Annotated in this window: 22 protein-coding genes, 1 tRNA gene and 2 pseudogenes; 18 read left to right on the top strand and 7 right to left on the bottom strand. The window is 56.7% G+C overall.

Translation table 11 applies throughout. From position 1 onward, the window contains the following. Positions 1-55: 55 nt before the first annotated feature. Positions 56-856 (top strand): UbiA family prenyltransferase, encoded by an 801-nt coding sequence (locus Q1A52_RS03390; RefSeq protein WP_300010851.1) that lies wholly within the window; start codon positions 56-58, stop codon positions 854-856. On the opposite strand, the gene Q1A52_RS03385 is transcribed toward Q1A52_RS03390, so the two are convergent. Continuing rightward, positions 849-1,811: a hypothetical protein gene (locus Q1A52_RS03385; RefSeq protein ID WP_300010845.1), complete on the bottom strand. Its 963-nt coding sequence runs from the start codon at positions 1,809-1,811 to the stop codon at positions 849-851. The genes Q1A52_RS03390 and Q1A52_RS03385 overlap by 8 nt on opposite strands. A gap of 298 nt (positions 1,812-2,109) precedes the next feature. Between Q1A52_RS03385 and Q1A52_RS03380 the strand changes: the two are divergent. The 6 genes and pseudogenes from Q1A52_RS03380 to Q1A52_RS03355 form a co-directional block, all read left to right on the top strand. Further along, positions 2,110-2,250, top strand: a pseudogene (locus Q1A52_RS03380) (IS3 family transposase); the annotation flags it as partial. Between the two features lie 81 nt (positions 2,251-2,331). Next, positions 2,332-3,219, top strand: coding sequence for a LysR family transcriptional regulator (locus Q1A52_RS03375; RefSeq protein ID WP_300010843.1), 888 nt, complete (start codon positions 2,332-2,334; stop codon positions 3,217-3,219). 62 nt (positions 3,220-3,281) lie between these two features. Then, on the top strand, positions 3,282-4,016 hold the full coding sequence (locus tag Q1A52_RS03370) for a DUF1499 domain-containing protein (protein WP_300010840.1): 735 nt from the start codon (positions 3,282-3,284) through the stop codon (positions 4,014-4,016). Beyond that, positions 4,013-5,041: a zinc-binding dehydrogenase gene (locus Q1A52_RS03365; RefSeq protein ID WP_300010837.1), complete on the top strand. Its 1,029-nt coding sequence runs from the start codon at positions 4,013-4,015 to the stop codon at positions 5,039-5,041. The genes Q1A52_RS03370 and Q1A52_RS03365 overlap by 4 nt, the downstream gene beginning before the upstream one ends. A 17-nt stretch (positions 5,042-5,058) precedes the next feature. Beyond that, a complete protein-coding gene (locus Q1A52_RS03360) occupies positions 5,059-5,949 on the top strand; it encodes a serine hydrolase (protein WP_300010834.1) in 891 nt (296 codons plus the stop codon). A 127-nt stretch (positions 5,950-6,076) separates the two neighbouring features. Next, entirely contained in the window at positions 6,077-6,400 is a 324-nt protein-coding gene (locus Q1A52_RS03355) for a hypothetical protein (RefSeq protein ID WP_300010831.1), read from the top strand. A 214-nt stretch (positions 6,401-6,614) separates the two neighbouring features. On the opposite strand, the pseudogene Q1A52_RS03350 reads toward Q1A52_RS03355, so the two are convergent. From Q1A52_RS03350 to Q1A52_RS03340, 3 genes and pseudogenes are all read right to left on the bottom strand, one after another. After that, positions 6,615-6,749, bottom strand: a pseudogene (locus tag Q1A52_RS03350) (pentapeptide repeat-containing protein); the annotation flags it as partial. An 11-nt stretch (positions 6,750-6,760) separates the two neighbouring features. Continuing rightward, positions 6,761-7,300: a pentapeptide repeat-containing protein gene (locus Q1A52_RS03345; RefSeq protein ID WP_300010828.1), complete on the bottom strand. Its 540-nt coding sequence runs from the start codon at positions 7,298-7,300 to the stop codon at positions 6,761-6,763. A gap of 494 nt (positions 7,301-7,794) precedes the next feature. Continuing rightward, positions 7,795-8,745, bottom strand: coding sequence for a tyrosine-type recombinase/integrase (locus Q1A52_RS03340; RefSeq protein ID WP_300010825.1), 951 nt, complete (start codon positions 8,743-8,745; stop codon positions 7,795-7,797). Positions 8,746-8,971: 226 nt separating this feature from the next. Between Q1A52_RS03340 and Q1A52_RS03335 the strand changes: the two genes are divergently transcribed. Next, positions 8,972-10,258, top strand: a complete 1,287-nt coding sequence (locus tag Q1A52_RS03335; RefSeq protein WP_300010822.1) for a hypothetical protein — start codon at positions 8,972-8,974, stop codon at positions 10,256-10,258. On the opposite strand, the gene Q1A52_RS03330 is transcribed toward Q1A52_RS03335, so the two are convergent. Both Q1A52_RS03330 and Q1A52_RS03325 read right to left on the bottom strand, forming a co-directional pair. Then, on the bottom strand, positions 10,234-11,076 hold the full coding sequence (locus Q1A52_RS03330) for a methyltransferase (RefSeq protein WP_300010819.1): 843 nt from the start codon (positions 11,074-11,076) through the stop codon (positions 10,234-10,236). The genes Q1A52_RS03335 and Q1A52_RS03330 overlap by 25 nt on opposite strands. Before the next feature lie 502 nt (positions 11,077-11,578). Continuing rightward, positions 11,579-11,664: transfer RNA gene (locus Q1A52_RS03325), tRNA-Leu, on the bottom strand. Positions 11,665-11,882: 218 nt separating this feature from the next. Between Q1A52_RS03325 and Q1A52_RS03320 the strand changes: the two genes are divergently transcribed. Beyond that, entirely contained in the window at positions 11,883-12,866 is a 984-nt protein-coding gene (locus tag Q1A52_RS03320; protein WP_300010816.1) for a complex I NDUFA9 subunit family protein, read from the top strand. Here Q1A52_RS03320 and Q1A52_RS03315 read toward each other — a convergent pair. Further along, entirely contained in the window at positions 12,863-13,666 is an 804-nt protein-coding gene (locus Q1A52_RS03315; protein WP_300010813.1) for an undecaprenyl-diphosphate phosphatase, read from the bottom strand. The genes Q1A52_RS03320 and Q1A52_RS03315 overlap by 4 nt on opposite strands. 221 nt (positions 13,667-13,887) lie before the next feature. On the opposite strand from Q1A52_RS03315, the gene Q1A52_RS03310 reads away from it, so the two are divergent. The 9 genes from Q1A52_RS03310 to Q1A52_RS03270 all read left to right on the top strand — a co-directional run bounded on the left by Q1A52_RS03310 (position 13,888) and on the right by Q1A52_RS03270 (position 26,110). Beyond that, positions 13,888-15,321, top strand: coding sequence for an NAD(P)-dependent oxidoreductase (locus Q1A52_RS03310; protein WP_300010810.1), 1,434 nt, complete (start codon positions 13,888-13,890; stop codon positions 15,319-15,321). Between the two features lie 234 nt (positions 15,322-15,555). Continuing rightward, positions 15,556-16,089: a hypothetical protein gene (locus Q1A52_RS03305; protein ID WP_300010807.1), complete on the top strand. Its 534-nt coding sequence runs from the start codon at positions 15,556-15,558 to the stop codon at positions 16,087-16,089. Further along, a complete protein-coding gene (locus Q1A52_RS03300) occupies positions 16,082-16,516 on the top strand; it encodes a GFA family protein (protein WP_300010804.1) in 435 nt (144 codons plus the stop codon). The genes Q1A52_RS03305 and Q1A52_RS03300 overlap by 8 nt, the downstream gene beginning before the upstream one ends. Then, positions 16,513-16,947: a GFA family protein gene (locus Q1A52_RS03295; protein ID WP_300010801.1), complete on the top strand. Its 435-nt coding sequence runs from the start codon at positions 16,513-16,515 to the stop codon at positions 16,945-16,947. Before Q1A52_RS03300 ends, Q1A52_RS03295 begins: the two co-directional genes overlap by 4 nt. Next, positions 16,944-21,476, top strand: a complete 4,533-nt coding sequence (gltB, locus tag Q1A52_RS03290; protein WP_300010798.1) for a glutamate synthase large subunit — start codon at positions 16,944-16,946, stop codon at positions 21,474-21,476. The genes Q1A52_RS03295 and gltB overlap by 4 nt, the downstream gene beginning before the upstream one ends. Positions 21,477-21,526: 50 nt before the next feature. Then, positions 21,527-22,255, top strand: coding sequence for a monofunctional biosynthetic peptidoglycan transglycosylase (gene mtgA / locus Q1A52_RS03285; RefSeq protein WP_300010795.1), 729 nt, complete (start codon positions 21,527-21,529; stop codon positions 22,253-22,255). A 56-nt stretch (positions 22,256-22,311) separates the two neighbouring features. Beyond that, positions 22,312-22,977 carry a glutathione S-transferase family protein gene (locus Q1A52_RS03280; protein WP_299780369.1) on the top strand — a complete coding sequence of 222 codons (666 nt, stop codon included), beginning with the start codon at positions 22,312-22,314 and terminating at the stop codon, positions 22,975-22,977. A 9-nt stretch (positions 22,978-22,986) separates the two neighbouring features. Further along, complete coding sequence (gene queG, locus Q1A52_RS03275) at positions 22,987-24,039, top strand: tRNA epoxyqueuosine(34) reductase QueG (protein ID WP_300010792.1); 1,053 nt, start codon at positions 22,987-22,989, stop codon at positions 24,037-24,039. 64 nt (positions 24,040-24,103) lie between these two features. Next, positions 24,104-26,110 carry a hydantoinase/oxoprolinase family protein gene (locus Q1A52_RS03270; RefSeq protein WP_300010789.1) on the top strand — a complete coding sequence of 669 codons (2,007 nt, stop codon included), beginning with the start codon at positions 24,104-24,106 and terminating at the stop codon, positions 26,108-26,110. The last annotated feature ends 1 nt before the right edge of the window (position 26,111 follow it).

Below are 26,111 nucleotides of genomic sequence, written 5' to 3'. Positions count from 1 at the left end.
TGCAAGGTTTGTTGGCCTGTATTAGCTTGCAGTTAGGTAACGATAACTAGGAATTATGAGTTCGGGCGCGAACATACGCAGAGCATTTTCAACTGCCCGCCCGACCCGAGCATTCCTGCTTTTTGCAGCGGTTCTGCTAGGATTCTTGTACGTTCAAACGCCGCTGTTTCCTGCTACCTTCCAAGCAGCTCCGATGTTGTTGATCGCAGCCGCAGGATTTTGCATCAATGATATCTTTGATCAAGAACAGGATCGAATAAACCACCCCGAACGAGCGCTATCTGAGTATCCGGCGCTTTCACACCTGGTGACCACAACATACATCTTCTTGTTCGTAGGATCGATTATGTTGATCGCGATCCAACCGCTGCCACTCGCAAAATTTCTTTGGTCTCTGCTGTTTATCGCGCTGTCGAACTACAGCTTCATCAAACGGAATTTTCCAAGTCTGAAGAACGTTTATATTGCTTTCAGTTCCACTGTACCTCTCGCTATCATCGATTTCTCTAGCGACGAGCTGTTCAGCTCTCCATGGCTTTTCGCACCACTGGTACTGGCGGTCTTCGCGCGTGAACTTGCCTGCGATGTACCGGACATCAATGGTGACGACGCAACCATCGCTGTTCGACTTGGGGAAGGTACGAGCTCGCGATTAGTCTTCGCTTGCTATGCCGTTTCGTTGTCGCTTTTGACCTTCCTTTCAAACGGCGAGCGTCAGTTCGTGATAGCCGCCGTCGGATGGGGACTGCTCGCTCTCTACTCGGTCTTCAAATCAAAATACCGCTGGTCAGAACGTCGTTTGATCCTGTTCTCAGCTCCGCTTGTGATTTGCCCGGCCGTCCTGGTCCTCAACTAGCTAGAACGCGTGCGATCGTGACAACCAAGGCTACAGTGATCGTAAGGGCTACTGGCAGTTCACTCAGGGCAACCCTTTGACGATAACGAAATTCCTCATTCAAATACTTCTCGTAGTCTATCGAGTGCTTGTGCTTAGCGAACTCTGACTCATCAGACTCCGCCATCTGGTCGGCCAACCATTGCTTACGCTGTCGGATCGATTTCAAGTACAGCCGGTTCACGACCATCCTGGGATAGAAATTGAACAATACTACCACAGGCAGTGCGAGCACCATTGGCAAATAAACGAGTGGCGCCAGCAAGACAGCGAATTCGCTGCTCAACACGTAACCCATCCTAGCGTGAAAGTAGGTGTGTATGACGGTCATAACGAGCGTCAGGAATGTGAAGATATTCACCAGGTAGATCAAACGTGGAAAGGCCTCGGTATCGAGAAGATCGCTCTTCGGATCCACGTGTTCGATGGATCGAAGAAGGTGACCAACACACCACAGTTTTCGACCGATGAAGCCACCACATGAGTACTGAAGAGCCGTGAAGACAGCAAAAAACAAATGAACAACAGGTTCACCTTGAAATGCAAGCAGAGAGTAGATCCCGAATCCGCCGACAAAGTATGTACCAAACTGAGCCAGCCCAAGCCGGCCGCTTAGAAGCCGACCCTTCCAAAATCGGTAGTCGACTTGTTCAGAAACCTCGTCAGGTAAGGCCTGCTCAATGAGCTCCGGCACAGTTCTCAATACCAAGATCGACATCAAGAAAAGCGCTACGCAGGCTGTTCCTGCAACAAGTCCTCCATACTGGTAGACGAACACCTGCATGGTCGAACTCGCCGTGCCTTGATCATACCTGGCGCCTAGCAAAAAGTAGCCAACAGCAGCGTAAGCAATGCAAAACAGCAATGCCGCCCAAAAGCTAAATAGCACACTCCAAAAGCCGCCAGATGTCCGCATAATTCCTAGTTATCGTTACTAGGAACCTGTCGTTGATCATGCGGCAAATATTGGGGGTTTCGGATCGGTTTGTTACCTCACGCGAGCAAAGCAGACCTAAATTCCAAAAGACAACCGTGTCTGGTGAGCGGGACAAAACCGACGTTGAGTTTTTCCACTTCGCTGACGCAGCATCGCTTCGCGCTTGCCGCATGTCTGTCGCTCAGATGCAGCATACGTCGCCAATGCGGCCATTCAACCTCGCTTTTCGGCCAAGATGCCGTGCGGATTGTGTTAACCATTGGATTGACGCGCAAGCAGCTTTCCAGCTAACCGACTGTGCAGCATCGTTGGCGTCAGTCCGCGTGGATTGCGCGCCTTCCGCAGCCGTCCTGCAAGCCGCAGGCAACGGTCTGATCTGGTCACCTTGGCACACATCAAGGAACAGTCGCGTTTCGCGGACCAAGTATACATTTTTCAATGCTAAACTGCGAAAAGACGTTGGTTTTTGTATCTCGGCGGCCGTTGTATAAACAACTTCATGAACTGGAACTCAATATCGTTTGACTGGAACCAAGCCCGTGCCTTTCTGGCGGTAGCCGAGGAACACTCTCTGTCTGCTGCCGCCGAAGTTCTGGGCGTAACGCAGCCCACAATCACACGACAAATTGCAGCTCTCGAACAGGAACTCAAAGTTGTACTGTTCGAGCGAGCGGGACGCTCGGTGTCGCTAACACCAGTGGGGCTGAAACTTCTTGATCATGTGCGGACAATGGCAGGCGGTGCGAACATGGTGTCGCTTGCAGCTTCTGGTCAGGCAGAGGCCATCGAAGGGTTAGTGCGCGTTTCGGCAGCGGACATGACCGCAGCTTATGTTCTTCCGCCCATTCTCGATCAACTGAAAGAGCTTGCGCCCAAGCTCGAGCTTGAGATCATTGCAGAAAACAAGCTAAGCGATTTGCTTCTTCGAGAAGCCGACATTGCCTTGCGACATGCTCGACCGGAGCAGCCTGACCTCTTCGCTAAGCTCGCCTGCGAAGACATCGCAAGGTTTTATGCGGTCGCCAAGTACGCTGAAAACTTTGGTCAACCCAGGCTAGAAGACGATTTTTCACATCACCAGTTCGTTAGCTTCGGAGATGTCGAAGGCATGCTCGGGCACCTGACGGCAATTGGCCTGACGCTGACAAAACAGAACTTTAGATACGCGTCCCAGTCTCAGATTGTTGAGTGGGAGATTGCGCGCCACGGGCATGGCATTGCGATCATGACGGATCGGATCGCTTGCAAGTTTCCCGATTTTCAACCTGTCCTGACCGAAATTGACCCCTTTACGATCTCGACATGGCTGGTCGCACATCGCGAGTTGCAATCCAGCAAGCGGATCCGATTGGTCTTCGATCTCCTAGCGGAGAGTTTGTCGCCTTAGCCGCTCAAGCCAGATCGCTTATCCGCACGCATTAATCAAACAAATACGAAGGGAGTTTCCCTATGCATCTTGCTGTTTTCTTGCCTTACCTGATCATCGGATTTGGCCTTGCTTTGGGACAAGCACGTTTGCGTCCTGCAATGCGCCCTTGGGGCATCTGTATGATAGGTGCTCTAAGTGGGCCCGTCATCATGACCGCGCTTATCGCCGTCGACCAGATGCCGTCATGGTATCTTATCGGTTCATCGGTTGCTCCCTTCGCCGTCGTTTTCATCATGGTCGTCAGAGACTTGAGCTATCCGCCTATCAACGACGTGACAACTGACACGTGCAATCCGCCCCTGTTCACTGCTGCTCTTCGCTCAGCCGGAAATAAGGGGCGCGACATGACCTATCCGCAGAGCTTCAAATCGAAAGCCCGGAAAGCCTTTCCATCTATTCGGTCGTTGAAGTTGAATGAGCCCGCCGACCGCATATTTGACAAAATTGTCGATGTTGCAAACCGCCAACGCGGATGGCGTGTGCACTATACAGACGCTGCAAAAAGGACCATGGAGGCGGAGGCAGTGACGCCGTTCCTGGGCTTTGCCGATGACATCGTCATTCAGGTCACTGAACAAGAGGGCATGACTCAAGTCGACATGCGCTCGAAGTCCCGTGAAGGGCTTGTGGACGCGGGAACGAATGCCAAGCGTATTGCAGGTTTTCTTGAAGGTTTGCGCCAAAGCGGTGCTGGCGATCCCGAAAACGCAAATCTCTTACCCACCACCATTACAAAAGGGGGCGCTTTGTCATGAACAAGAATGCATCCAACCACATCGTCGTGCACAAGCGTGGCGGTCCCGAAGTATTGTCTTGGGAACCCGTTCAGGTCCGCACGCCCGGTGCTGGCGAAGTCCGCGTTCGCATAGAGGCGGCTGGCGTCTCCGGCTACGATCTGATGATCCGTGGCCATTGGTTTTTGGGGTTTATCAAAACGCCATATACGCCCGGCGAAGACTTTGTCGGCATTGTAGATGCCATTGGACCGGATGTGTCCAACTTCACCATAGGCCAAAGGGTTGCTGGCTGGACGTTCGGACAGGGTGGCGGCTACGCGGAGATGATCGTCCGCCCTGCCGAGACTCTGGTTTCAGTGCCGGATGGCGTTGCGCTTGTCATGGCGGCCGCGATCATAACCAACTACCTCACTGCATCGCTCGTGCTGGAGAAAACGGCCAAGGTGCGTCCGGGTGAGCGGCTTTTGATCCATGGTGCGGCCGGCGGTCTGGGTTCGGCGCTTCTGCAACTGGGCAATTTGGCCGGGTTCGAAATGTTCGGCACTGGGAGCGAGAAATCCACGGACTTCATTGCCGACAATGGCGCTGTCCCCATCAACTACAGAACCGAGAATTTTGTCCGCCGTATCCGAGAACTGACCGGCGACGGGGTGGACGTCGTGATTGATGTCGTTGGCGGGCCCTGTCAACTCTGGCGATCAAGCCGATGCCTCAGACGCGGTGGACGGTTGGTCATGCTTGGAATGGCATCCATCTATGAATCCGGTGCAGCGATCATTCCGCTCAGCCTGTTGACCGCTGGCACGGTGGCGCTTTGGCCAAATGGCGTCAGTGTGCCCATGTCGCCGAGCATGTTGAGCTTTCCGGCAAAAAACCTCGACTGGTACAGGGACACGCTGACGGACTTGCTTGAAAAGGCAGCTGCAGGCCGTCTGCGCCCTGCCATTGCAGCAGAGATACCCGTGCCCGAGGCACCCCAATCACACGCGATGCTCGAAACAGGTGGATTGGTCGGCAAAGTCGTGTTGACCAACTCAAAATGAAGTCTGGGCCAAACTCGATGAACTCACAGCCAATATACCACCACTGGATTACCACCCACGGTCGCGAAGGCGGGAATAGCCCTACCGGAGCGTTGTTTCCTTACTGGAGTTTCACAAAGACGGCCATCTCAATTTGCGCGCTGAAGCTTGTAGATGCTTGCTACTTGAGGCTGGACGCACTTGTGCCTGGTCAACCATTTACCCTTCGACAGCTGCTTCAGCACACATCAGGCTTGCCGGACTATGAGCCGCTGAAATCATATCGTGCGGCGGTTGCCGGAAGGGAGGATCCTTGGTCCCGCCAGAAATTGTTGGAAGCGGCAATGGCCCAAGGCATGCTTTTCGATCCTGATCAGGGGTGGTCCTATTCCAACATTGGCTATCGGTACGTTCGCGAACTGATTGAAGAGACCACCGGGATGCCAATTGGCAGAGTGATTTCGGACGTCATTTGTAAACCCTTGGGTTTGCAGAGCGTGAACTATTGGGAAACACCCGAACAGACGGCTTCACTGATCTGGGAAGCCGCTGAAGGTTATGATCCACGTTGGGTCTTTCATGGCTGCCTGATCGGCTCTGTTTCGGATGCAGCGTATCTTCTACACGCGCTCTTCCAAGGTGAGCTGCTTCGTGGCCAAGCCTTGGACGATATGCTTGCGCGGCATGTCATCGGCGGAACAATTCCTGGGCGACCATGGACAGAGTGTGGCTATGCGCTTGGCCTGATGTCTGGCGCGGTCGGCGAAGTCGGGCGAGCGATCGGACATTCAGGAGGGGGCCCGTTCAGCGTCAACGCGGTCTACCATTTCCCGGACAGGCCTGACCCCGTCACAGTGGCCTGTTTCACAAGTGGGCGGGACGAAGGCGTGGCGGAATTCGAAGCCGCCAAAATCGCGAAGCGGGTCTAAGGCTTGTCCATTTCGTTGGTTCGTCTCGCCATCGCTATGTGTCATGTGCCAGCTAAGGGCCGTTGTCAAAAAGCTAAAACCGTTCCCATCGATTGTGCGGCGGAAACTCCCGAAAGGTTAGAACGCGGTGAAAGAAAAGAAATCATATGATCTTGAGATCAGCACTGGTGATGAGAAGACCAAAGAAGAGATGATGGGCGTTGTAGAGCGCGCCGCGAGGGCGACGGGATTGTACATCTCTCACATCGGAGGTTATTCGCGCGTGAAATTCCCCAACTCCGTTCATTGGCACTTCAAGAGGCACAAGAAGGAGCCGGGTTTGATTGATGCCACGTTCTGGAAGGAAGGTGCGAAATTCTGGCTGATTGTCAGAAACAACGAGCCGCAATGGGTGCATGACACTGCGCCGTTGCTTCAGAAAGCATTGGATGACGAGTTGGCAAAACTCTAGTTGGAGCTCTCGATAGCAGTAGCGTTCCGCGGCACGGACCTAGCCTCAGAGGTGGTCGCGGAAAATCGGACCAGTTGTTAAGGTGGATCGTTTGACGAAAGAAGTGATCTGCAATGAAGAAACGAAAAAACCATTCTCCTTAGTTTAAAGCCAAGGTTGCGCTTGAGGCGACTTGACGTCCTTTTGCTGTGTCAAGCAGCGTTATGGTAGCCATCTAGAGAACCACTAAGCCAAGTTGGCCAAGCAGATCTGCCGCCTGCCGTTTTGAGATAATCGCACCTTTGAAACGCCGCGCATCGTGCAGTTTTACGCCACCTAAGTCAGCACCGCGCAAGTCCGCATTCTCAAACCAGCAGTCGGCTAGATGCGAATTGCTAAAGGAGCAGTCTTCAAAACAGTGTTTCTAAAATCGCAGGCTCTCATCTCTGCGTCGCTAAAGTCGACTTGATTCAATGTCTTGTTTCGGAACGAAAACCCAGGGATAATGGCCAGCACTAACAGCACGTCTTCAAATTCAATGCCCATGGACTGCACTTCGCTGAAATCGGCTCCTGTCATCTTGCACCGTTTGAGACTGGCAGTGGTTAACGTGGCTCCCCGCATATTTGTGTTGCTGAAGTCCCCACCATCGATTGTGCCGTCCAAAAACCTGGCCCCCTGAAAGCTTGCATGCGCAGCACGGCAGCCCTTAAGAACAACCCCTTCGAGAATCGTCCCGTCGAAGGATGAGCGCATCAGATTACATCGCTCAAACTGCCAACCGGACAAGTCAAGTTTTGATAAATCCAGTTCTTCAAGATTGCAGTTTATCAGAGTAAATGGCTGTCCTCTCATGCTGATACGCTCAATATCGGCCCGAGAAGGGTTAATACCTGATAATGTAGTTTCTTCTAGTGTCATGCCTTTTCCTTACGGAGTGCCTTGGACCAAATTCGACAAGCACGAACAATGATTTCGAACCGCCAATGGGTTGGAACGTAACGCGAACAAAAGCGCCTCGCAGTACTCTCGCCCCGGTGTTTTTTGGTTCCAATAAGTCATTCGTGCACCTACCTGGCCACTCACAAATCGCCCTTTTTTGGCACTCATAGAAACAGTTCTAGTGACCTGACTTCGCGAGAGCTGTAATTGGCGCAGCCACAGCGAATTCACCTTTTGTCCGCAACCTGTAAGTTGCCCCCAAAGATCGTCGCTGCGCTGGTCATCAACGACCGGTTTTCCTATTGCGCGACAGCATCCCGACCAATGCGCTTGCAGCGAGTTTCGCGCTGCAAGCGCACGCAGCACAAAAACGAGATGACAGGGTTGGGGCTCTTTCCCGCCATTTGCCGCACTGAGCACGAACGACCGCAGTCCGGATGGTTGCGCGGGCGCCGTGCTCAAGGTGGTGCGATCTAGAGTACAGTTGCGCGGTCAACCGTTGCCAACGTGTCGGCTGCGGTAACGGCAGAGCTCAACGAGTTGTCCGACACTTTGGTATAGATTTCTGTGGTAGCGATGCTTGCATGTCCTAGCAGCCTCTGGACCAAACGAATGTCGACCCCTTCTTCGATCAATAGGGTTGCCGCCGAATGCCTGAATCGGTGTGGGGTCAGATGTGGCTCGATACGAAGGGAACGTGACAGCGTCCTCAATCGTTTTCGATAGGCCTGTGCCGTTAGACGCTCACCGTTTGTGTTTGCAAATAGCCAGGCCCGCGATCCCTGTGTATCAAACTTGCATTGCCAATAATGCCGGAAATCTTTTTGCAACCGATCGTTGGCAACGTAGACAGTTCGTTCTCTATCACCTTTGCCGCGAACTCGTATCCGAGTGGCGGCACCAGTCACATCTTGAACCCGCAGTTCTGTCAGTTCGCTAATTCTAAGACCAGTCACCACGAGAAGCCGCGCCATGAGACCGGTCACTTTTGTGGTAGAGACCTCTCTCGGAACTTGGGGCCCCGCCACTGGATCGAGGTCAATTATGTGCTCGGCCGACTGGAACAATGCGCTTAGGGTAGGGCGATCCACAGGACGCGGGAGACGCTTGGGGATTTTGAGATCTAGTCGGAGTCCTTCAAACGGGGAACGCTCTTCAGAACAGACACCTTCGCACCACTTATAGTATGAACGGAGTGTAACCAAACGCCTTCGGATAGTAGATGGGCTGGCACCTTGCTCCTCTCGAAGATCCTTTTGAAACGCAATGATGTCGCATCCGGATGGTTGTTCTACTAGACCGACTTTGGCTCTGAATTTTGCGAATGCGGATAAGTCCTGCCGGTAGGCTCTTAGGCTATGTTTGCTCAGCCCGAGCTGTTCTTGGCAATACTCTTCGAATTCTTTGATCTTGATTTTGGTCATGTGCCCTCGCCATTGATTTGGGGCCGCTGTCGTGTGCCGTCAGCTTCCAACCCCATCCAGAGCGCACAGGAATCTACCAAAATTGCTTTGGCAACAGCCAGGTATGGGGCATGCTGGCCTCAAAAGCATGGTGACTTACTTTTCTTGCAACTGTAGGCTGACGGGAGATTTTAACCCAAGCAGCTACCTATTTCGGCTGCTGTAACGATAACCGAGAATTATCTTCATGTCGCTTAGTGACATTTCACGGTTTTCCAGTGGTAGCCTGGACGACCTAGCAAAGGGAAAGCGAGCAGTTCTATATGAAGAGCTTGCGGAGTATTTCTATCTATTTGCCAGACGCGGGGCCTTACGGCAGTCTTCTGTCCAGCAGGAAATTGACTACCACATCGGCAACTTGGTCTTGGTAAGCCTGTATTTCGACGTTGTCCTCATCCAGACAGCGACGATTTTCAACGCTACCGATCCGTTTGTGAGAAAGGTGGCCGACGGCGTTCTGGTTCATCCGAAGTTCCGCGAGATGTTGGATGCGAATGCTTTGAAGATTGTGGGTTGGGGCGGCAATACTCCTCGCGACATGTTTCAGGCAGCAGAGGGGTTTTCAAGGTCTGCAGCGGATAGTGCTCCCAATGCAGATCGCTTCGACGCCGTTGCTTCGGTGTTCAACTCTCAAAGTACTGTTTCAAGGACTTCAGATCAGCCTGACGCAGACATTGACGTCCTGTTTCGAAACCGGCTTGAGCAGACTACGATCATTCGCCGTCCGGAAGAGTTAGCAGCCGTCAATTCAGCGTTAGAGAAGTCCATGGAAAAAACGGGTCAACTCGTCGCAGTTTCCTTTAATCCTGAGCTGAACAAGTTGGAGCTATCTTCGCAGGGTGCGGATGCCGTAGGTGTGAGCTTCATACAATCGTGGCATGACCATCTAACTTCGGAAATCCCGGGGGTTATAACTTATGCTCCGCTTACCAACCCAGTGTTTGTTGATCAAAAAGTGGTTGTTTCACAATCTGTTATCCGCTCTTTCCTGTACTCTCCACAGATCTTCGCTTCTTTCCTTGGAGGATACTTAAGAGCGAAAGATTTCAACGAGATTCTAAAGCGGCCATACTCAGACTTGATGGTTGTCAAAAACGGTGATTGGGCACGCTTCGTTGACGCATATCATGAAGCGATTGAAGTTGTTTCCAGCAACGTGGGACATCTCACTCACGCCGAGCTTTCCGCTGATCAGTTTGGTCAAGACAGCACATGGGCAACAAACATAAGTGCTGCTGTCGACTCGAGCTCTGACCAAGCTGATGTCAACGCATTCATTGAAAGTCTCGCGATGCTTTCAGGGCTTATCTTCTCAATACCATTCCTTGGTGCTGCCGCTAAATCAGTTGGATCGTTGTTTGGCAAAACGGTGAATCAGACGTTCCATACGTTACGACAGAACGCGACACTTGAGATTTCGCCATTCATAAACAAGCTCTTGCGGCACTATCAGCTGGAGGGCGTCCGGGCTTGAAACACGAACTCGGTCATCGTGTAGAGGAATTCCGGCGAGTCGAAAATACAGTTCTCAGACATATCATCGAACAATGTGGACCATTGAGCAGCTAACTGGCGCTCACCAATTGCTGCTGTCCGGTCAGAGATCATCCGGCCGTTTTCAGCAATGTAGGTTCTTTGATGTTGATCGACCGGATGAACAAAAGAAAACGACTGGGCCAGGGTATCGAGATGCACGAAGCCGCACTCAGTGAGCAACTTTGGTAGTTGCCTCGCAAAAAATGGGTCGTAGTAGTCATCATTTGCGATTGATCCACGCTCTTGGATAGCTGTCATCAAGCTAAAATACAGGCCGCGGTCAACTGGCCAAAAGAAGTCTGAACCTAGATCACTGTCTTTAACTATGAACCTTCCACCTGGCTTGAGCGCGTGTCTAACGACGCTTAAGGCAACTTCCGGGCGATCTATGTAGCACAGTGAATTGAACGCCGTTATCGCGTCGTATTTGTGTTCCTCACGTAGGTCAAACACGCTTAACTGATCGAAGTTAACCCTATCCCGATGATGGTGTGAGTGTCGTTTGAGTTCAGCCGCCTCCAATGCAGCCTCATCCAAATCAATAGCGTCGACTGAGCCTCTGTGGCCGACCCTGTCTGCTATCAAGAACGTCCAGCTTCCTGTTCCGCAACCCAGATCCAACACACTGTCACCTGCGCGCAAGTCGATCTTTTGTACCAGTTCTGCTCTCAAGCGTGACTTGATAGCATGATGGTTCTCGAGCCATTTGTCCTCAGAGTAAGGCTTTCCAGAACTACTTTTGAAACGGTCACTCACTACTGATAATTCTCGGTTATCGTTACCCTCAGGGCATTACACCAGTCGGCTGCGAACGGTAACGTTAGTTTTCTGCCAACGTAGTGGAAAGCCTTTGCATATTGGATCTTGAGATATTCAACCGGACATCGACCGCTCGTTTTTTACAGATTTCGTATATGCATGCTTGGGTGGAGACTACCTTATCGCGCAATTCAGTGGGCAAGTGACCCTCGAGAGTCCCTAAGAAACAGTCATCCTTGTTGGCTTCCGTGATCAAGTTGGCTGCAAAGACTGACGCGCTTTAAAGTAGACAAGGGACTATGGAGTCGATTGCACAACTGAAAAAGAATGCGTTAGACGAACAAATGAATTCTCTAAATGTACGGTAACAGGTCTTTGCCATTGTCGAACATCGACAGAGCTCAGCCGCGCAGTATGGTCGAAGAATGGGGAATATTCGGGGAACGAAGGAGATTTACGCACGATATCTCGTTGATTTCGTGAGATAAACCAAAGTAATTGGTGCCCAGGAGAGGACTCGAACCTCCACGTCCATACGGACACTAGCACCTGAAGCTAGCGCGTCTACCATTCCGCCACCTGGGCAGGTGTCGTGAGGCTTGCCTTTAAGCCGATGTCGCTGGGGTGTCAAACGGAAACTGGTGATTTTGCGAACCATGCAGGTTCAACCTTGCCTGGGTCATTCGGCGGTCCCTCACGCTTTATCTGCCACTCGTCATTCGGGTGTTGTTTGCTGATTTGCGCCTTGTTTCGAAGGGTATGCGGGGGTACATCGTGATAGACGGCGTTGAAAGAGGCTCATCATGTCGAAACTGGTCACGATCTACGGAGGATCCGGCTTTGTCGGGCGTTACATCGCGCGACGGATGGCCAAGGCGGGGTGGCGCGTGCGTGTCGCGGTGCGGCGCCCTAACGAGGCGATTTTCGTCAAGCCCTACGGCGTTGTTGGGCAGGTTGAACCAGTGCTGTGCAATATCCGCGATGACAACTCGGTACGCGCGGTCATGTCCGGTGCGGACGCCGTCGTCAACTGTGTTGGTATTCTGGCTGAGAGTGGCAAGAATCAGTTTGATACTGTGCAGGCCGAAGGTGCCGAACGGGTGGCGCGTATCGCGGCAGAGGAGGGTGTCGACCGGCTGGTGCACATCTCTGCTATTGGCGCGGATGCCGCTTCTGAAAGCGACTATGCCCGCACGAAAGCCGAAGGAGAGGCCGGCGTTCTTGAGCATATGCCCGAAGCGGTGATCTTGCGCCCGTCCATTGTTTTTGGCGCCGAGGATCAGTTTTTCAATCGTTTCGCGTCGATGAGCCGTCTTGGCCCGATCCTGCCGGTTGTTGGCGCGGAGACAAAGTTCCAGCCGGTATATGTTGATGATGTCGCGCGGGCGGCCGAATTGGCACTGACCGGCCACGCGTCTGCAGGTATCTATGAACTTGGTGGCCCGGATGTCGCAAGCTTCCGCGAATTGATGCAGCAAATGCTTGAGGTGATTCACCGGCGCCGGTTGGTTGTGAGCATTCCGTTCTTTTTTGCCCGCATCATGGCGTTTGGTTTTGACATGCTGCAGGCGGTGACGCTTGGGCTTGTTACCAATTCGATGATCACACGGGATCAGGTGCGTAACCTTGCAAATGATAATGTGGTCAGTGACAACGCAAGGGGGTTCGCCGCGCTGGGTATAACGCCGGTGTCTCTGGCGTCTGTGTTGCCAGACTACCTGTGGCGCTTCCGCCCGTCAGGCCAGTATGATGCGATCAAGGATTCCGCGAAGAACCTGCGCACTTAAGTGTAGGCGTAGATCAGCAGTGCGATGCCCAGAATAACGCGATAGATCACGTAGGGTGTGAAGCTGACGCTGTGCAGCAGTCGCATCATGATGCTCAGTGCCAGCAAAGCCGATGCAAAGGCAAAGACGGCAGCAATCAGGCCATCGCGGGCCACCGCCCAATCAGCTTCCTGGACGACATCAAAGCCGAGCAGCACCCCTGAGGCCGCAATGGTCGGAATAGACATCAACATGGCCAGCTTGGCAGAGCTTTCCCGGTCGTAGCCAAGCCTGCGTGCGGCAGTGATCGTGATGCCCGAGCGTGATGTACCGGGAATAAGGGCCAACATCTGTGCGAGCCCCATGGTTACCGCGTCCCTGAGCCGCCAATCAGTGGCCGTACGATCATATGCGCCGGTCTTGTCCGCCCAATAGAGCACGATTCCGAACCCCAACATGGCCCAGCCGATGACGGTGACGGATCGCAGCATGTCATCGAGTCCGGCCAGTTTGACCACTGTTCCCGCAATCACCACCGGAATGGTTGCCGCTACAAGGCAAAGCGCGAGGAACGCACCTTGCGTATCGACACGCCCGCGAAGTAAGCGCAGACTGCCTTGCAAGGCAATCTTCACATCCGCCCAGAAGTAGAGCACCACGGCGAAGAGTGTGCCCACATGCACGGCTACATCAATGGCCAGACCCTGATCCGGTCTGCCGGTGATCGCTGGCAGCAAGACCAGATGCCCCGAAGAACTGACCGGCAGGAATTCGGTCAGACCCTGAATGGCTGCAACAAGGAAGAGGTGGAAGAGCGTCATGAAACGGTCCGGGCTGACTGCAGGCCTTTGTGGTATAAGGTCGGGGAATCAAATGAAAAGCCTGAATAAAGGACCGGATCGGAATTAGTTTTCGCTTGGGAGAGCTTTTTTGCGCCGATAGATGCCAAATTAAGTGATTATAGGTAACCTTTACTGACTTTATTTTCCTTTTGAGTTCGCGTATGCGTGCGGTTCTGGGACTTACGTGGAGGACGCGAGCTGTGGCTGAGCAACCTATGTTGAAATTCGTGACGGTCGGGCGCGATATGCCCGAAAAGCGTGACGCAGGTGTGCGCCGCGAAGACTTCAACGAGATTTATGCCGAGTACGCAGAGGCCAAGGCGCAAGAGCAATCAAGTCGCTGCAGTCAATGCGGTGTGCCCTATTGCCAGAGCCATTGTCCGCTGCACAATAACATCCCCGACTGGCTGAAGTTGACCGCTGAAGGTCGCCTGCAGGAGGCCTATGAGGTCAGTCAGGCGACGAACACCTTCCCCGAGATTTGTGGCCGTATCTGCCCGCAGGACCGGCTGTGTGAAGGCAATTGTGTGATCGAACAGTCTGGCCACGGCACCGTGACCATTGGCGCGGTGGAGAAATACATCACCGATACTGCATGGGAGAAAGGTTGGGTGCAGCCCATCGCGCCGCCGCAGGAGCGCGGCGAGAGTGTGGGCATCATCGGTGCTGGACCCGGCGGGCTGGCCGCCGCCGACGTGCTGCGCCGTGCCGGCGTTCAGGTGACCGTTTATGACCGCTACGACCGGGCTGGCGGGTTGCTGACCTATGGCATTCCGGGCTTCAAGCTGGAGAAGGATGTGGTCATGCGCCGCAACAATCAGCTGCAGCAGGGAGGCGTGACATTCGAGCTGAACACTAACGTGGGCGAAGATATCAGCTTTGCTGATTTGCGCGCCAGACATGACGCGGTGATCATCGCCACAGGTGTCTACAAATCAAGGGAAATCGAAGCGCCGGGTGTCGGTGCAACCGGCCTTGTGCGGGCGATTGATTTCCTGACAGCTAGCAACCGCAAGAGCTTTGGCGACGCGGTGCCGGAATTCGATTCCGGGGCTCTGAATGCAGAAGGCAAGCGCGTAGTCGTGATTGGCGGTGGTGATACCGCGATGGACTGTGTGCGGACTTCGGTCCGGCAGGGCGCGACGAGCGTGAAATGCCTTTATCGCCGCGACCGGGCGAACATGCCGGGCTCGCAGCGCGAGGTCCAGAATGCCGAAGAAGAGGGCGTGATCTTTGAGTGGCTTTCGGCGCCGAAGGGCTTTGTCGGCGATCGGGTCACCGGCGTGATGGTGCAGAAGATGCGCTTGGGCGCCCCGGATGCGACAGGGCGGCAGGCGCCCGAAGTGATCGAAGGTGCGGATTATGTGGAAGATGCCGATCTGGTAATCATGGCGCTAGGGTTTGAGCCGGAGGCGCTGCCCACGCTTTGGGACCAGCCGGAGCTTCCCGTCACCCGCTGGGGCACGATCAAGGCGGCGTTCACCACGGGTGCCACGGACCTCGATGGCGTCTATGCCGTGGGCGACATCGTGCGGGGTGCCAGCCTCGTCGTTTGGGCCATTCGCGACGGGCGGGATTGCGCCGAAGCAATCCTGAAGCGGATGGAGGACACCGCGGCGATGGCCGCGGAGTAACTCCTGCCCGCAGACGCAGCTTCCCAACCGATCACAGTGTAATACAACACACCTTAAAGGACAGCCATCATGACCCAAGAGGGCAAGAGAGCCATTTTGACACGATCTGCAGCACTCGCGTTGCTTCTGTCAGCGGCTGCCCCCATGGTATTGGCCGAAGATCGCGTACGGGTCCCGAACGCCTGTACAGCTGTGGCGACCGTGCACAAAAACAGCTGCGTCACAACGTCCATTATGCAATGTGCGAACAGTAGCTGGCAGGCGCTGACCTTTCGGCGCGGCAAGCCCCTGGGCACGACCCATTATGATCGTGACTGGGCGTTTGTGAAGTGGGAGACACATGACGCCAACAGCCTGACGATGGAACATGTGCCCGGATCAGGCATCAGCATGAACATTCGTGACCTGATGGACATTGGCTATCACGAGGCGCAGGGCGAATTTGTGCTAACCACGAACATCATCGACGGCCAACCCTATGTATTGAGCGGTAGAACCGAGTATTCGGGCACCAATGTGACGGTCGGCGATGAGGAATTTCTGGTCTTCAAGGCCGACCGCCTGTTTGAGCGTGAAGCAGGGGCAGGCGGGTTGGCTTTCAACGTGGACGTGCTGGTATCGCTCAGCCGCGAGTTGGTGATCGAAGGCAAATGGTCTCGACGTGTGTTGGATGGGGACGAAGAGGCGCTGGATTACACGCCGCGGGCAATTTACGAACGCGGCGATCCGGGTTTCCTGGCCGCAACCTCGGAGTTTGGCTGTGAGTGAGGCGGGGCAAATTCTAAATGGACGGTGCCTGTGCGGCGCGGTCACAGTCAGCGTCCTGTCGGACAACCCGCGCCTGCGGGCGTGCCATTGCGATATGTGCCGCCGCCACACCTCGGGCATGTTCATCTCGGTGGATACGCTACCGGGCACTTTGACCGTCGAGGGTCCAGCGGAGAGCTTTGTGTCCTCGGACTGGGCGGAGCGGGGGTTCTGCGGAAAATGCGGGTCCACTCTGTGGTACGGCACGCTGCATGACGGCATACGTCACCCGGCGGCTGGCCTATTTGAGAATGCTGCCGGTGGGCAGATGAAGCTGGAGTTCTTTATCGACCGCTGCCCCCAGGGCTACGGGCTTGCCGGCGAACACAAGCGGCTGAGCACGGAAGAGACCATCGCAATGTTTTCGGGTGAAGGAGAGGGCACATGAGCCGGATCGCAAATGCAAGATGTCTCTGTGGCGCAGTGAAATTCTCTGCCCGGCTGCCGGATACGGAGATTCACGCCTGCCATTGTGCGCAATGCCAGCGCTGGACCGGGGGCGGCCCGCTCCTGACGGTGCGCGTGCAGGAGGTTTCGACGACAGGTGCCGACGCGATCCGGGCCTACCACGCCAGCGCCCATGGCGAGCGCGCCTTTTGTGGCATCTGTGGTACAACCTTGTACTGGAAGATGCAGGGGCACGATATCGCGTATTTGCCGGTCGGATTGTTCGAAGACCAGAGTGGTCTTGCGGTGGGCGACGAGATTTTTGTGGATCACCGACCCAGCTGGCTGCCAGCCTGGCCGGAGGCCGCACAACGTGACGAAGCCGAGATGCAGACCGAGCTTGCCGCCTTTCTGGAAGGAGACGCCAAATGACCAAATATGATGACGCCTGGGTGGCCCGTGAGGATGCCAAACGTACCTATATGGCAGAGCACGGGCTTTATGCCGAAAGTGAGGAGCATTCTTCTTGCGGCGTGGGTCTGGTGGTTTCCGTCGATGGCAAGAAGAGCCGCGGCGTGGTGGAAAACGGGATCAAGGCGCTGAAGGCGATCTGGCACCGGGGCGCTGTGGATGCGGATGGCAAGACTGGCGATGGCGCCGGCATTCACGTGCAGATCCCGGTGGAGTTCTTTTACGATCAGGTCAAGCGCACCGGCCACGATCCGCGTGCAAATGAGATGATCGCCGTCGGGCAGGTGTTCCTACCGCGCACGGATTTCGGCGCGCAGGAGACCTGCCGCACAATCGTCGAGACCGAAGTGCTGCGCATGGGCTACTACATCTATGGTTGGCGCCACGTGCCGGTGGATATCTCCTGCCTCGGCGAGAAGGCCAACGCCACGCGGCCCGAGATCGAACAGATCCTGATCTCCAATGCCAAGGGCGTGGATGAGGACACCTTCGAGCGCGAGCTTTATGTCATACGGCGGCGTATTGAAAAGGCGGCGCTCGCGGCACAGGTGCCGACGCTTTATATTGCATCGATGTCCTGCCGGTCGATCATCTACAAGGGCATGATGCTCGCCGAGCAGGTGGCGGAGTTCTACCCTGATTTGATGGATGAGCGTTTCGAGAGCGCCTTTGCGATCTATCACCAGCGCTATTCGACGAACACCTTCCCGCAGTGGTGGCTGGCGCAGCCGTTCCGCATGCTGGCGCACAACGGCGAGATCAACACGCTGAAGGGCAACCTCAACTGGATGAAGAGCCATGAGATACGCATGGCGTCCGGTGCCTTTGGCGAGATGGCCGAGGATATCAAACCCATCGTCGCCTCCGGGTCCAGCGACAGTGCGGCGCTGGACGCGGTCTTTGAGGTGCTGGTGCGGGCGGGGCGGAATGCGCCAATGGCCAAGACGATGCTGGTGCCAGAAAGCTGGTCGAAGCAGGCGGTGGAATTGCCGCAAAGCTGGCGCGACATGTATTCCTACTGCAACTCCGTCATGGAACCCTGGGACGGGCCCGCCGCCTTGGCGATGACCGACGGGCGCTGGGTTTGCGCCGGGCTGGACCGCAACGGTCTGCGGCCGATGCGCTATGTGGTCACCAACGACGGCATGGTCATCGCCGGTTCAGAAACCGGGATGGTGCCGCTGGATGAGGCGACGGTGGTGGAAAAAGGCGCGCTCGGACCCGGGCAACTGCTCGCCGTGGATATGGCCGAGGGCAAGCTCTATCACGATCAGGCCATCAAGGATGCGCTGGCAGCGTCGCAGCCGTTTGGGGACTGGGTGGGCAAGATCAACGACCTCGAAAAAGCGCTCGATGACGTTTCCGAACAAGCCCTGTTCAGCGGGGCGGAGCTGCGGCGCCGTCAGGTGGCCGCAGGCTATACCGTTGAAGAATTGGAACAAATTCTGGCGCCTATGGCGGAAGATGCCAAGGAAACGCTGGCCTCAATGGGCGATGACACGCCCTCTGCCGTGCTCTCGGGCCAATACCGTCCGCTGAGCCATTTCTTCCGTCAGAACTTCAGTCAGGTGACCAACCCGCCGATTGACTCCTTGCGCGAATACCGGGTGATGAGCCTGAAAACGCGGTTCGGCAACCTCAAGAACGTGCTCGATGAAGACAGCAGTCAGACCGAGATTTTCACGCTCGACAGCCCCTTTCTGGGCAATGCGCAGTTTGACGAGCTGATCAGGCATTTCAACGCGGATGTGGTGACCATCGACTGCACCTTTGCACCCGGACGCGGCAACCTCAGCGCGGCGCTCGAAGCGATCCGCGCCGATGCCGAAGACGCTGTGCGCTCGGGCGCCGGGCACATCGTGCTGACTGACCAGATGTCGGACGCCGACAAGGTCGGTATGCCGATGATCCTCGCCACCTCTGCGGTGCACAGCCATCTGGTGCGCAAGGGGCTGCGGACCTTTACCTCAATCAACGTGCGTTCGGCGGAATGTGTGGACCCGCATTACTTTGCCGTGCTGATCGGCGCGGGGGCGACCACTGTGAACGCCTATCTGGCCGAAGATTCGCTGGCCGACCGGATCGACCGCGGGCTGCTCGACATGAGCCTGACCAAGGCGATTGACCGCTATCGCATAGCAATTGATCAGGGCTTGCTGAAGATCATGGCCAAGATGGGGATCTCGGTGATTTCCTCCTATCGCGGCGGGTTGAACTTCGAAGCCGTAGGGCTCAGCCGGGCGATGTGCGCGGAGTATTTCCCGGGCATGACCAGCCGGATTTCGGGCATTGGTGTCAGTGGCATTCAGCGCAAGGCCGAAGAGGTGCACGCCAAAGCCTGGGGCGGTCCGGCCTCGGTGTTGCCGATTGGTGGGTTCTACAAAGCGCGGCAATCGGGTGAGACCCATGCGTGGGAAGCGACCTCGATGCATATGATGCAGATGGCCTGCAACCGCGCGTCCTACGAGATGTGGAAGCAGTATTCCAAGAAGATGCAGAGCAATCCACCGATCCATCTGCGCGACTTGCTGGACATCAAGCCACTTGGCACGCCGGTGCCGATTGAGGAGGTGGAAAGCATCACCTCCATACGCAAGCGTTTTGTGACGCCGGGCATGTCGCTGGGCGCGCTGTCGCCTGAAGCGCATAAGACGCTGAACGTGGCAATGAACCGGATCGGCGCGAAATCGGACAGCGGCGAGGGCGGGGAAGACCCGGCGCATTTTGTGCCCGAACCCAATGGCGATAACCCGTCGGCCAAGATCAAGCAGGTGGCGTCCGGGCGCTTTGGCGTGACGGCGGAGTATCTGAACCAGTGCGAAGAGCTGGAGATCAAGGTCGCGCAGGGCGCGAAGCCCGGCGAAGGCGGGCAGCTGCCCGGCATGAAGGTTACCGACCTGATCGCGCGGCTGCGCCATTCGACCAAGGGGGTGACGCTGATTTCGCCGCCGCCGCACCACGATATCTATTCCATCGAGGATCTGGCGCAGCTGATCTATGACCTGAAACAGATTAACCCGCGCTGCAAGGTGACGGTGAAGCTGGTCGCGTCCTCCGGTGTGGGCACGATTGCCGCCGGTGTAGCCAAGGCCAAGGCCGATATCATCCTGATTTCCGGGCACAATGGCGGCACGGGCGCCTCGCCCGCGACCTCGATCAAATATGCCGGATTGCCGTGGGAGATGGGCCTGACCGAGGCGCATCAGGTTTTGTCGATGAACAACCTGCGCGACCGGATCACGTTGCGTACCGATGGTGGTTTGCGGACGGGTCGCGACATTGTGATGGCGGCGATGCTGGGGGCCGAGGAATACGGCATCGGCACTGCGGCACTGATCGCGATGGGCTGTATCATGGTGCGGCAGTGTCAGTCGAATACCTGCCCGGTGGGCGTGTGTACGCAGGACGAAAGCCTGCGGGCCAAGTTCAGCGGCAATGCTGACAAGGTGGTGAACCTGATCACCTTCTATGCGACCGAGGTGCGCGAAATCCTTGCGTCGATTGGCGCGCGGAGCCTTGACGATGTGATCGGGCGGGCGGATCTGCTGGCGCAGGTCTCGCGCGGTTCGGCGCATCTGGATGATCTGGATCTCAACCCGCTGCTGATCACCGTCGATGGCGCGGCGGAGATCGTTTACGATCGGGCCAAGGCACGCAACGCGGTGCCCGATACGCTGGACGCGGAGATCGTGCGCGACGCGGCGCGGTTCCTTGAGGATGGCGAGAAGATGCAACTATCCTACGCGGTGCAGAATACGCATCGGACGGTCGGCACCCGCACGTCGAGCCATATCGTGAAGCAGTTCGGGATGCGCAACACACTGCAGCCGGATCATCTGACCGTGAAGCTCAGCGGCTCTGCCGGGCAGTCGCTGGGGGCTTTTGCGGCACCCGGGCTGAAGCTGGAGGTGTCGGGCGACGCCAACGACTACGTGGGCAAGGGCCTGTCGGGCGGCACGATCGTGGTCCGCCCGCCTATGGCCTCGCCCATCGAGGCATCGAAAAATACGATCATCGGCAATACCGTGCTTTACGGTGCTACAGACGGGCATCTCTTTGCCGCCGGTCGCGCAGGCGAGCGCTTTGCCGTGCGGAACTCCGGCGCGAAGGTGGTGATTGAGGGATGCGGCTCGAACGGGTGCGAGTACATGACTGGGGGGGTCGCTGTGATCCTTGGTGATATCGGTGCCAACTTCGGCGCGGGCATGACCGGCGGAATGGCGTATCTCTATGACCCCGAGGGCCGCGCGCCCGCGCTGATGAACATGGAGACCCTGGTGACCTGCCCGGTCACGGTCGATCACTGGCTGGGACAGCTGGAGGAATTGCTGGAGATGCATCTGAGCGAAACCGGCAGTCGGCGGACCGCGGACATTTTGCAACACTGGGAAAGCGAGAAGGCGCATTTCCTTCAGGTTTGCCCGAAGGAGATGCTGGTGCATCTGCCTGCACCGCTGGGCATTGAGGATCAGGCGGTCCCTGCCGAATAGAAAACGGCGCGGCGGTTCACAAGACCGCCGCGCAGGCTTATAGCTGGCCTATGGCAAAACGCGTCACGAAAAAGAACACGCGGTCGCGCAAGACACCGGCCCGTCAAAACCCGCTGCGGCGGGTTTTGCGGTTTCTGACCCGCGCAATTCTTGTGCTGGCGGTTGTGATTCTGGGATTGATTGCGCTGGGGGCTGTAGTGAATCCGCCGACAACGCCTTACATGTTTGCCCAGTCCCGTGCCCTTGGTGGGGTATCGCAGGATTGGGTGGAGCTTGACGATGTCTCCCCGGTGATGGCGCGCGCGGTCGTGGCCGCCGAAGATGCCAACTTCTGCACCCATTGGGGGTTTGATCTGCCCGCAATCAAGAAAGCAATTGAAGATGGCGGAACCCGCGGAGCGTCAACGCTGAGCCAGCAGACGGTGAAAAACGTCTATCTCTGGCACGGACGCAACTACACGCGTAAGGCGATGGAGGCGCTTTTGACACCGATACTGGAAGCGATCTGGTCCAAACGCCGCATTGTCGAGGTCTATCTGAACGTCGCCGAATTCGACAAAGGCGTCTTTGGCGTCAAAGCGGCAGCACGCCATTACTTTGGCGTTCGCCCCGATCAACTCTCGGGCGTTCAGGCCGCGCGCCTTGCGGCCATATTGCCGGACCCAAAGGGACGATCCGCCAGCAAACCCTCCGCCTTCGTGCAGAAAAGGGCTCGCGCGATCCTTTCCGGGGCAGCAACAATCGGCAAAGATGGCCGCGCTGCCTGTTTCGAGAGTTGAAACCGGCGAGCGTTGCGGGCATTGAGGAGGGGTTACGCAACCACCCGGAACTCTCGATGGCACGCCTGTTTCATGTCCCGCTCTCCCCATTTTGTCGCAAGGTGCGCCTGAGCCTCGCGGAGAAGAAAGTCGAGGTTGAACTGGTCGAGGAAAAGTACTGGGAGCAGGACCCGGATTTCATGAGACGCAACCCGGCTGGCAAGGTGCCTGTCTTGCGGCTTGACGGGGTGATGATGGCTGAAAGCGCCGCGATCTGCGAATACATTGAAGAGACGCGCCCTGACCCCGCGCTGATGCCAAAGGACGCCGTTGCCCGACAGGAAGTGCGCCGCCTCGTCAGCTGGTTCGATGACAAGTTCCACCATGAAGTAACGTCCAAATTGCTCTATGAACGGGTGAACAAGAAGGTGATGGGCCACGGCTATCCCGATAGTTCCAACGTCAAGGCCGGTGCCAAAGCGATCAAGTATCATCTGGATTACATGACGTGGCTGCTTGACCACCGCCGCTGGTTGGCGGGGGATGTGATGACACTGGCCGACTTTGCAGCCGCCGCGCATCTGAGCGCGCTGGACTACATCTCTGACGTGGATTGGAACCGATCTGACGTCGTCAAGGACTGGTATGCCAAGATCAAGTCGCGGCCAGCCTTCCGGTCCATTCTGGCCGATCAGGTGCCAGGATTTCCGCCACCGAAACACTACAATGATCTCGATTTCTAGTAACATGTCATGGGCAATCGTTTGCCTGGCCTGACGGAACGCCTGAAGGCGGAAGCGGATGCTGCCGGGTTCGTGGCGTGCCGCATTTGCAGGCCGGACGCGGTACCCGAGGTGACGGAGCGGTTGAACGCCTTTGTCGCAGCGGGCTATCACGGCCAGATGACGTGGATGGCCGAGCGGATGCATTGGCGCGGAAATCCCGCTGCGCTCTGGCCTGAGGCGCGGTCGGTCATCATGCTGGCGGAGAGCTACACGCCAACCCATGACCCGCTGGCCATACTGCAGGAGCCTGATCGCGGCGCCATTTCGGTCTACGCGCAGGGGCGAGACTATCACGACGTGGTCAAGAAACGCCTGAAACGGCTGGCCCGCTGGCTTTTGGCCGAGGCTGATGAGCCCGCAGAGGTCAAGGTTTTCGTGGACACCGCGCCGGTGCCGGAAAAGGCGCTGGGTGCTGCGGCGGGGTTGGGCTGGCAGGGTAAACATACCAATCTTGTGAGCCGTGAGTGGGGCAGCTGGGCTTTTCTGGGGGCAATTTTCACTACCTTGGAATTGCCACCTGATGCCGCAGAGGTCGATCATTGCGGGTCTTGTCGGGCGTGTCTGGACATCTGCCCGACTGACGCCTTTCCAGCGCCCTACCAACTCGATGCGCGCCGCTGCATCTCCTATCTGACCATTGAACACAAAGGTCCAGTAGACGAAAACATACGCACGCGTATTGGAAACCACATCTATGGATGTGACGACTGCCTTGCGGTCTGTCCGTGGAACAAATTTGCGATGACCGCGCGGGACATGCGCTTGACGGCCAGACCGGAACTGACCGCGCCGCATTTGGCAGAACTGGCTCAACTCGATGACGCCGCATTTCGGCATTTGTTTTCCGGATCGGCGGTGAAGCGCATCGGGCGGGATCGCTTTGTGCGCAACGTTCTTTATGCCATCGGTAACTCCGGGCTGCTGGAATTGCGCCCTGCCGCCGCTGCGTTGGTCGGTGATCCGGATGCGACCGTTGCGGATGCTGCGGTCTGGGCGGTGACACAATTGGACGCGAAATGAGGCGAAGAAGTCAGCAAAGCAGCACCAAAGGTCCGATTGCGAGGAATGCAAAGGAGAGCGCCTGGTGGCGTATTTATTGGGCGTAGATACAGGTGGCACATACACCGACGCCGTCCTGCTGAAAGATGAGACTGAGGTGATTGCGTCCGCAAAGGCGCTGACCACGCGCGAAGACCTTGCCATCGGCATTGGCAAGGCTGTTAGACTGGTACTCGAAACATCGGGGATCGCGCCCGAGACCATTTCGCTGGCCTCGCTGTCGACGACGCTTGCAACCAACGCGCTGGTCGAGGGGCAGGGCGGGCGCGTCGGTTTGATTTACATCGGGTTTCGCGCGCGGGACCTGGACGCTCATGGTCTGTCAGATGCGCTGAAGGGCGACCCCCATTTGATTTGCGCGGGTGGGCATGATCACGCTGGTATGGAAGCGCATCCATTGGACGAGGGTGCGATCACCGACTTCCTGCGCGCGCATCGTGATGGGGTCAGCGGGTTTGCCGTGGCGTCGCAATTTGCCACCCGCAATCCGGCCCATGAGGTGCGCGCGGCGTCGCTTGTGGCTGATATCACCGGGCGCCTGGCTTCTACCTCACATCAACTGTCGGCGCGGCTGAATGGACCGAAACGCGCAGTTACCGCAGTATTGAACGCACGCTTGATTGGCATGATAGAGCGATTGATCGGTCGCGCCGAACAGGTGCTGCGCGATCTGGAGATCTCCGCGCCGTTGATGGTTGTACGTGGAGATGGCGCGTTGATGTCAGCAGAGCAGGCGCGGGCCCGTCCGATCGAGACGATTTTGAGCGGTCCTGCAGCCTCGATTGTCGGGGCCCGCTGGTTGACCGGCGTGCAGAACGCTCTGGTCAGCGACATTGGAGGGACAACCACGGACATCGCCCTGCTTCAGAACGGAAAACCTGCCATTGATCCAGGTGGCGCGCAGGTCGGTCCCCACCGGACGATGGTCGAGGCGGTGGCCATGCGGACAACCGGTCTCGGGGGTGACAGCGAAGTACGGGTCATCGGCGAGGGTCTGAAGGGTGGGCTCAACCTGGGGCCGCGTCGCCTGTTGCCGGTCTCGCTGCTCGCGGTAGACGCTCCGAAAGCGGTGCATGACGCGCTTGATGCGCAAATGCGCAATACGGTGCCAGGCGAATATGACGGCCGGTTTGTGCGTGCGGTGCCGGGGCAAAGCCTTGAAGGTCTTGGCCCCCGAGATACCGCGTTGCTGCGCCGGATTGGTGACGCCGTTTGCCCGCTGGCCGACGTTGTTCGCGTTCGAATCGACACAGGCGCATTGTCCCGGCTTGTTGATCGTGGACTTGTTCAGATTTCTGGTGTGACGCCGTCCGATGCCAGTCATGTCTTGGAAAAGCTTTCCGGGTGGGATGCGGACGCCGCGGAAAAAGCACTGATGTTGATGGCGCGCCGACGACAGGGTTCAGGAGATGTTTTGGCGAAGAGTGCCAAATCACTGGCCCGGATTGTTGTTGACCGACTGACACATCAGACCGCTTTGGCTCTCTTGGAAACGGCGTTCGCGGAAGAGAGTACTTACTTTGGCGATGCGCCGCAGGCCCTCGCCCGCCACACTTTGATGCAAGCCGGCCTGCAGGACCATCGCGGGTTGGTGCGGCTCAGCGCCGGGCTCAACCTGCCGGTCGTGGGTCTTGGCGCTTCGGCGGCAAGCTATTACCCTGCGGTTGGCGTCTCCGTCGGCACGGAGATGATCTTGCCCGAACACGCCGATGTTGCGAATGCCATTGGCGCCGTGGTGGGAAGGATATCAATGCGATGCAGCGGATCCGTGACAGCCCCCAGCGAAGGCCTTTTTCAGGTGCACCTCAGAAATGGTCCGGTTGAAGTCGCTGATCAGGACGCTGCGCTGACTTTGTTGGAAACCAACCTGCGGGAGGAAGCCCGTGCAAAGGCTCATGCCGCAGGCGCTGAAGATCTTCAGATCACCACGACCAAAGACATTCGTGTTGCAGGTGTCGAGGCTCGTGAAGTGTTCATCGAAGCGGTTTTGACGGTCGAGGCCAGCGGTCGACCACGCGTGGCATCCGAATGAC

It is taken from the genome of uncultured Roseobacter sp., from assembly GCF_947488185.1.
In the GTDB taxonomy this organism is placed as follows: Bacteria; Pseudomonadota; Alphaproteobacteria; order Rhodobacterales; family Rhodobacteraceae; genus Roseobacter.
Note: the sequence above shows the minus strand (reverse complement) of the source record. Positions and strands in the feature narration are given on the sequence as shown.

Coding starts and splice junctions, on each gene's coding strand:
- mtgA (WP_300010795.1), top strand. CDS start 21,527: ATGGCAAAACGCGTCACGAAAAAGAACACGCGGTCGCGCAAGACACCG.
- queG (WP_300010792.1), top strand. CDS start 22,987: ATGGGCAATCGTTTGCCTGGCCTGACGGAACGCCTGAAGGCGGAAGCG.
- Q1A52_RS03370 (WP_300010840.1), top strand. CDS start 3,282: ATGCATCTTGCTGTTTTCTTGCCTTACCTGATCATCGGATTTGGCCTT.
- Q1A52_RS03375 (WP_300010843.1), top strand. CDS start 2,332: ATGAACTGGAACTCAATATCGTTTGACTGGAACCAAGCCCGTGCCTTT.
- Q1A52_RS03365 (WP_300010837.1), top strand. CDS start 4,013: ATGAACAAGAATGCATCCAACCACATCGTCGTGCACAAGCGTGGCGGT.
- Q1A52_RS03385 (WP_300010845.1), bottom strand. CDS start 1,811: ATGCGGACATCTGGCGGCTTTTGGAGTGTGCTATTTAGCTTTTGGGCG.
- Q1A52_RS03320 (WP_300010816.1), top strand. CDS start 11,883: ATGTCGAAACTGGTCACGATCTACGGAGGATCCGGCTTTGTCGGGCGT.
- Q1A52_RS03345 (WP_300010828.1), bottom strand. CDS start 7,300: ATGACACTAGAAGAAACTACATTATCAGGTATTAACCCTTCTCGGGCC.
- Q1A52_RS03390 (WP_300010851.1), top strand. CDS start 56: ATGAGTTCGGGCGCGAACATACGCAGAGCATTTTCAACTGCCCGCCCG.
- Q1A52_RS03295 (WP_300010801.1), top strand. CDS start 16,513: ATGAGCCGGATCGCAAATGCAAGATGTCTCTGTGGCGCAGTGAAATTC.
- Q1A52_RS03280 (WP_299780369.1), top strand. CDS start 22,312: ATGGCACGCCTGTTTCATGTCCCGCTCTCCCCATTTTGTCGCAAGGTG.
- Q1A52_RS03335 (WP_300010822.1), top strand. CDS start 8,972: ATGTCGCTTAGTGACATTTCACGGTTTTCCAGTGGTAGCCTGGACGAC.
- Q1A52_RS03305 (WP_300010807.1), top strand. CDS start 15,556: ATGCAATGTGCGAACAGTAGCTGGCAGGCGCTGACCTTTCGGCGCGGC.
- Q1A52_RS03315 (WP_300010813.1), bottom strand. CDS start 13,666: ATGACGCTCTTCCACCTCTTCCTTGTTGCAGCCATTCAGGGTCTGACC.
- Q1A52_RS03340 (WP_300010825.1), bottom strand. CDS start 8,745: ATGACCAAAATCAAGATCAAAGAATTCGAAGAGTATTGCCAAGAACAG.
- Q1A52_RS03360 (WP_300010834.1), top strand. CDS start 5,059: ATGAACTCACAGCCAATATACCACCACTGGATTACCACCCACGGTCGC.
- gltB (WP_300010798.1), top strand. CDS start 16,944: ATGACCAAATATGATGACGCCTGGGTGGCCCGTGAGGATGCCAAACGT.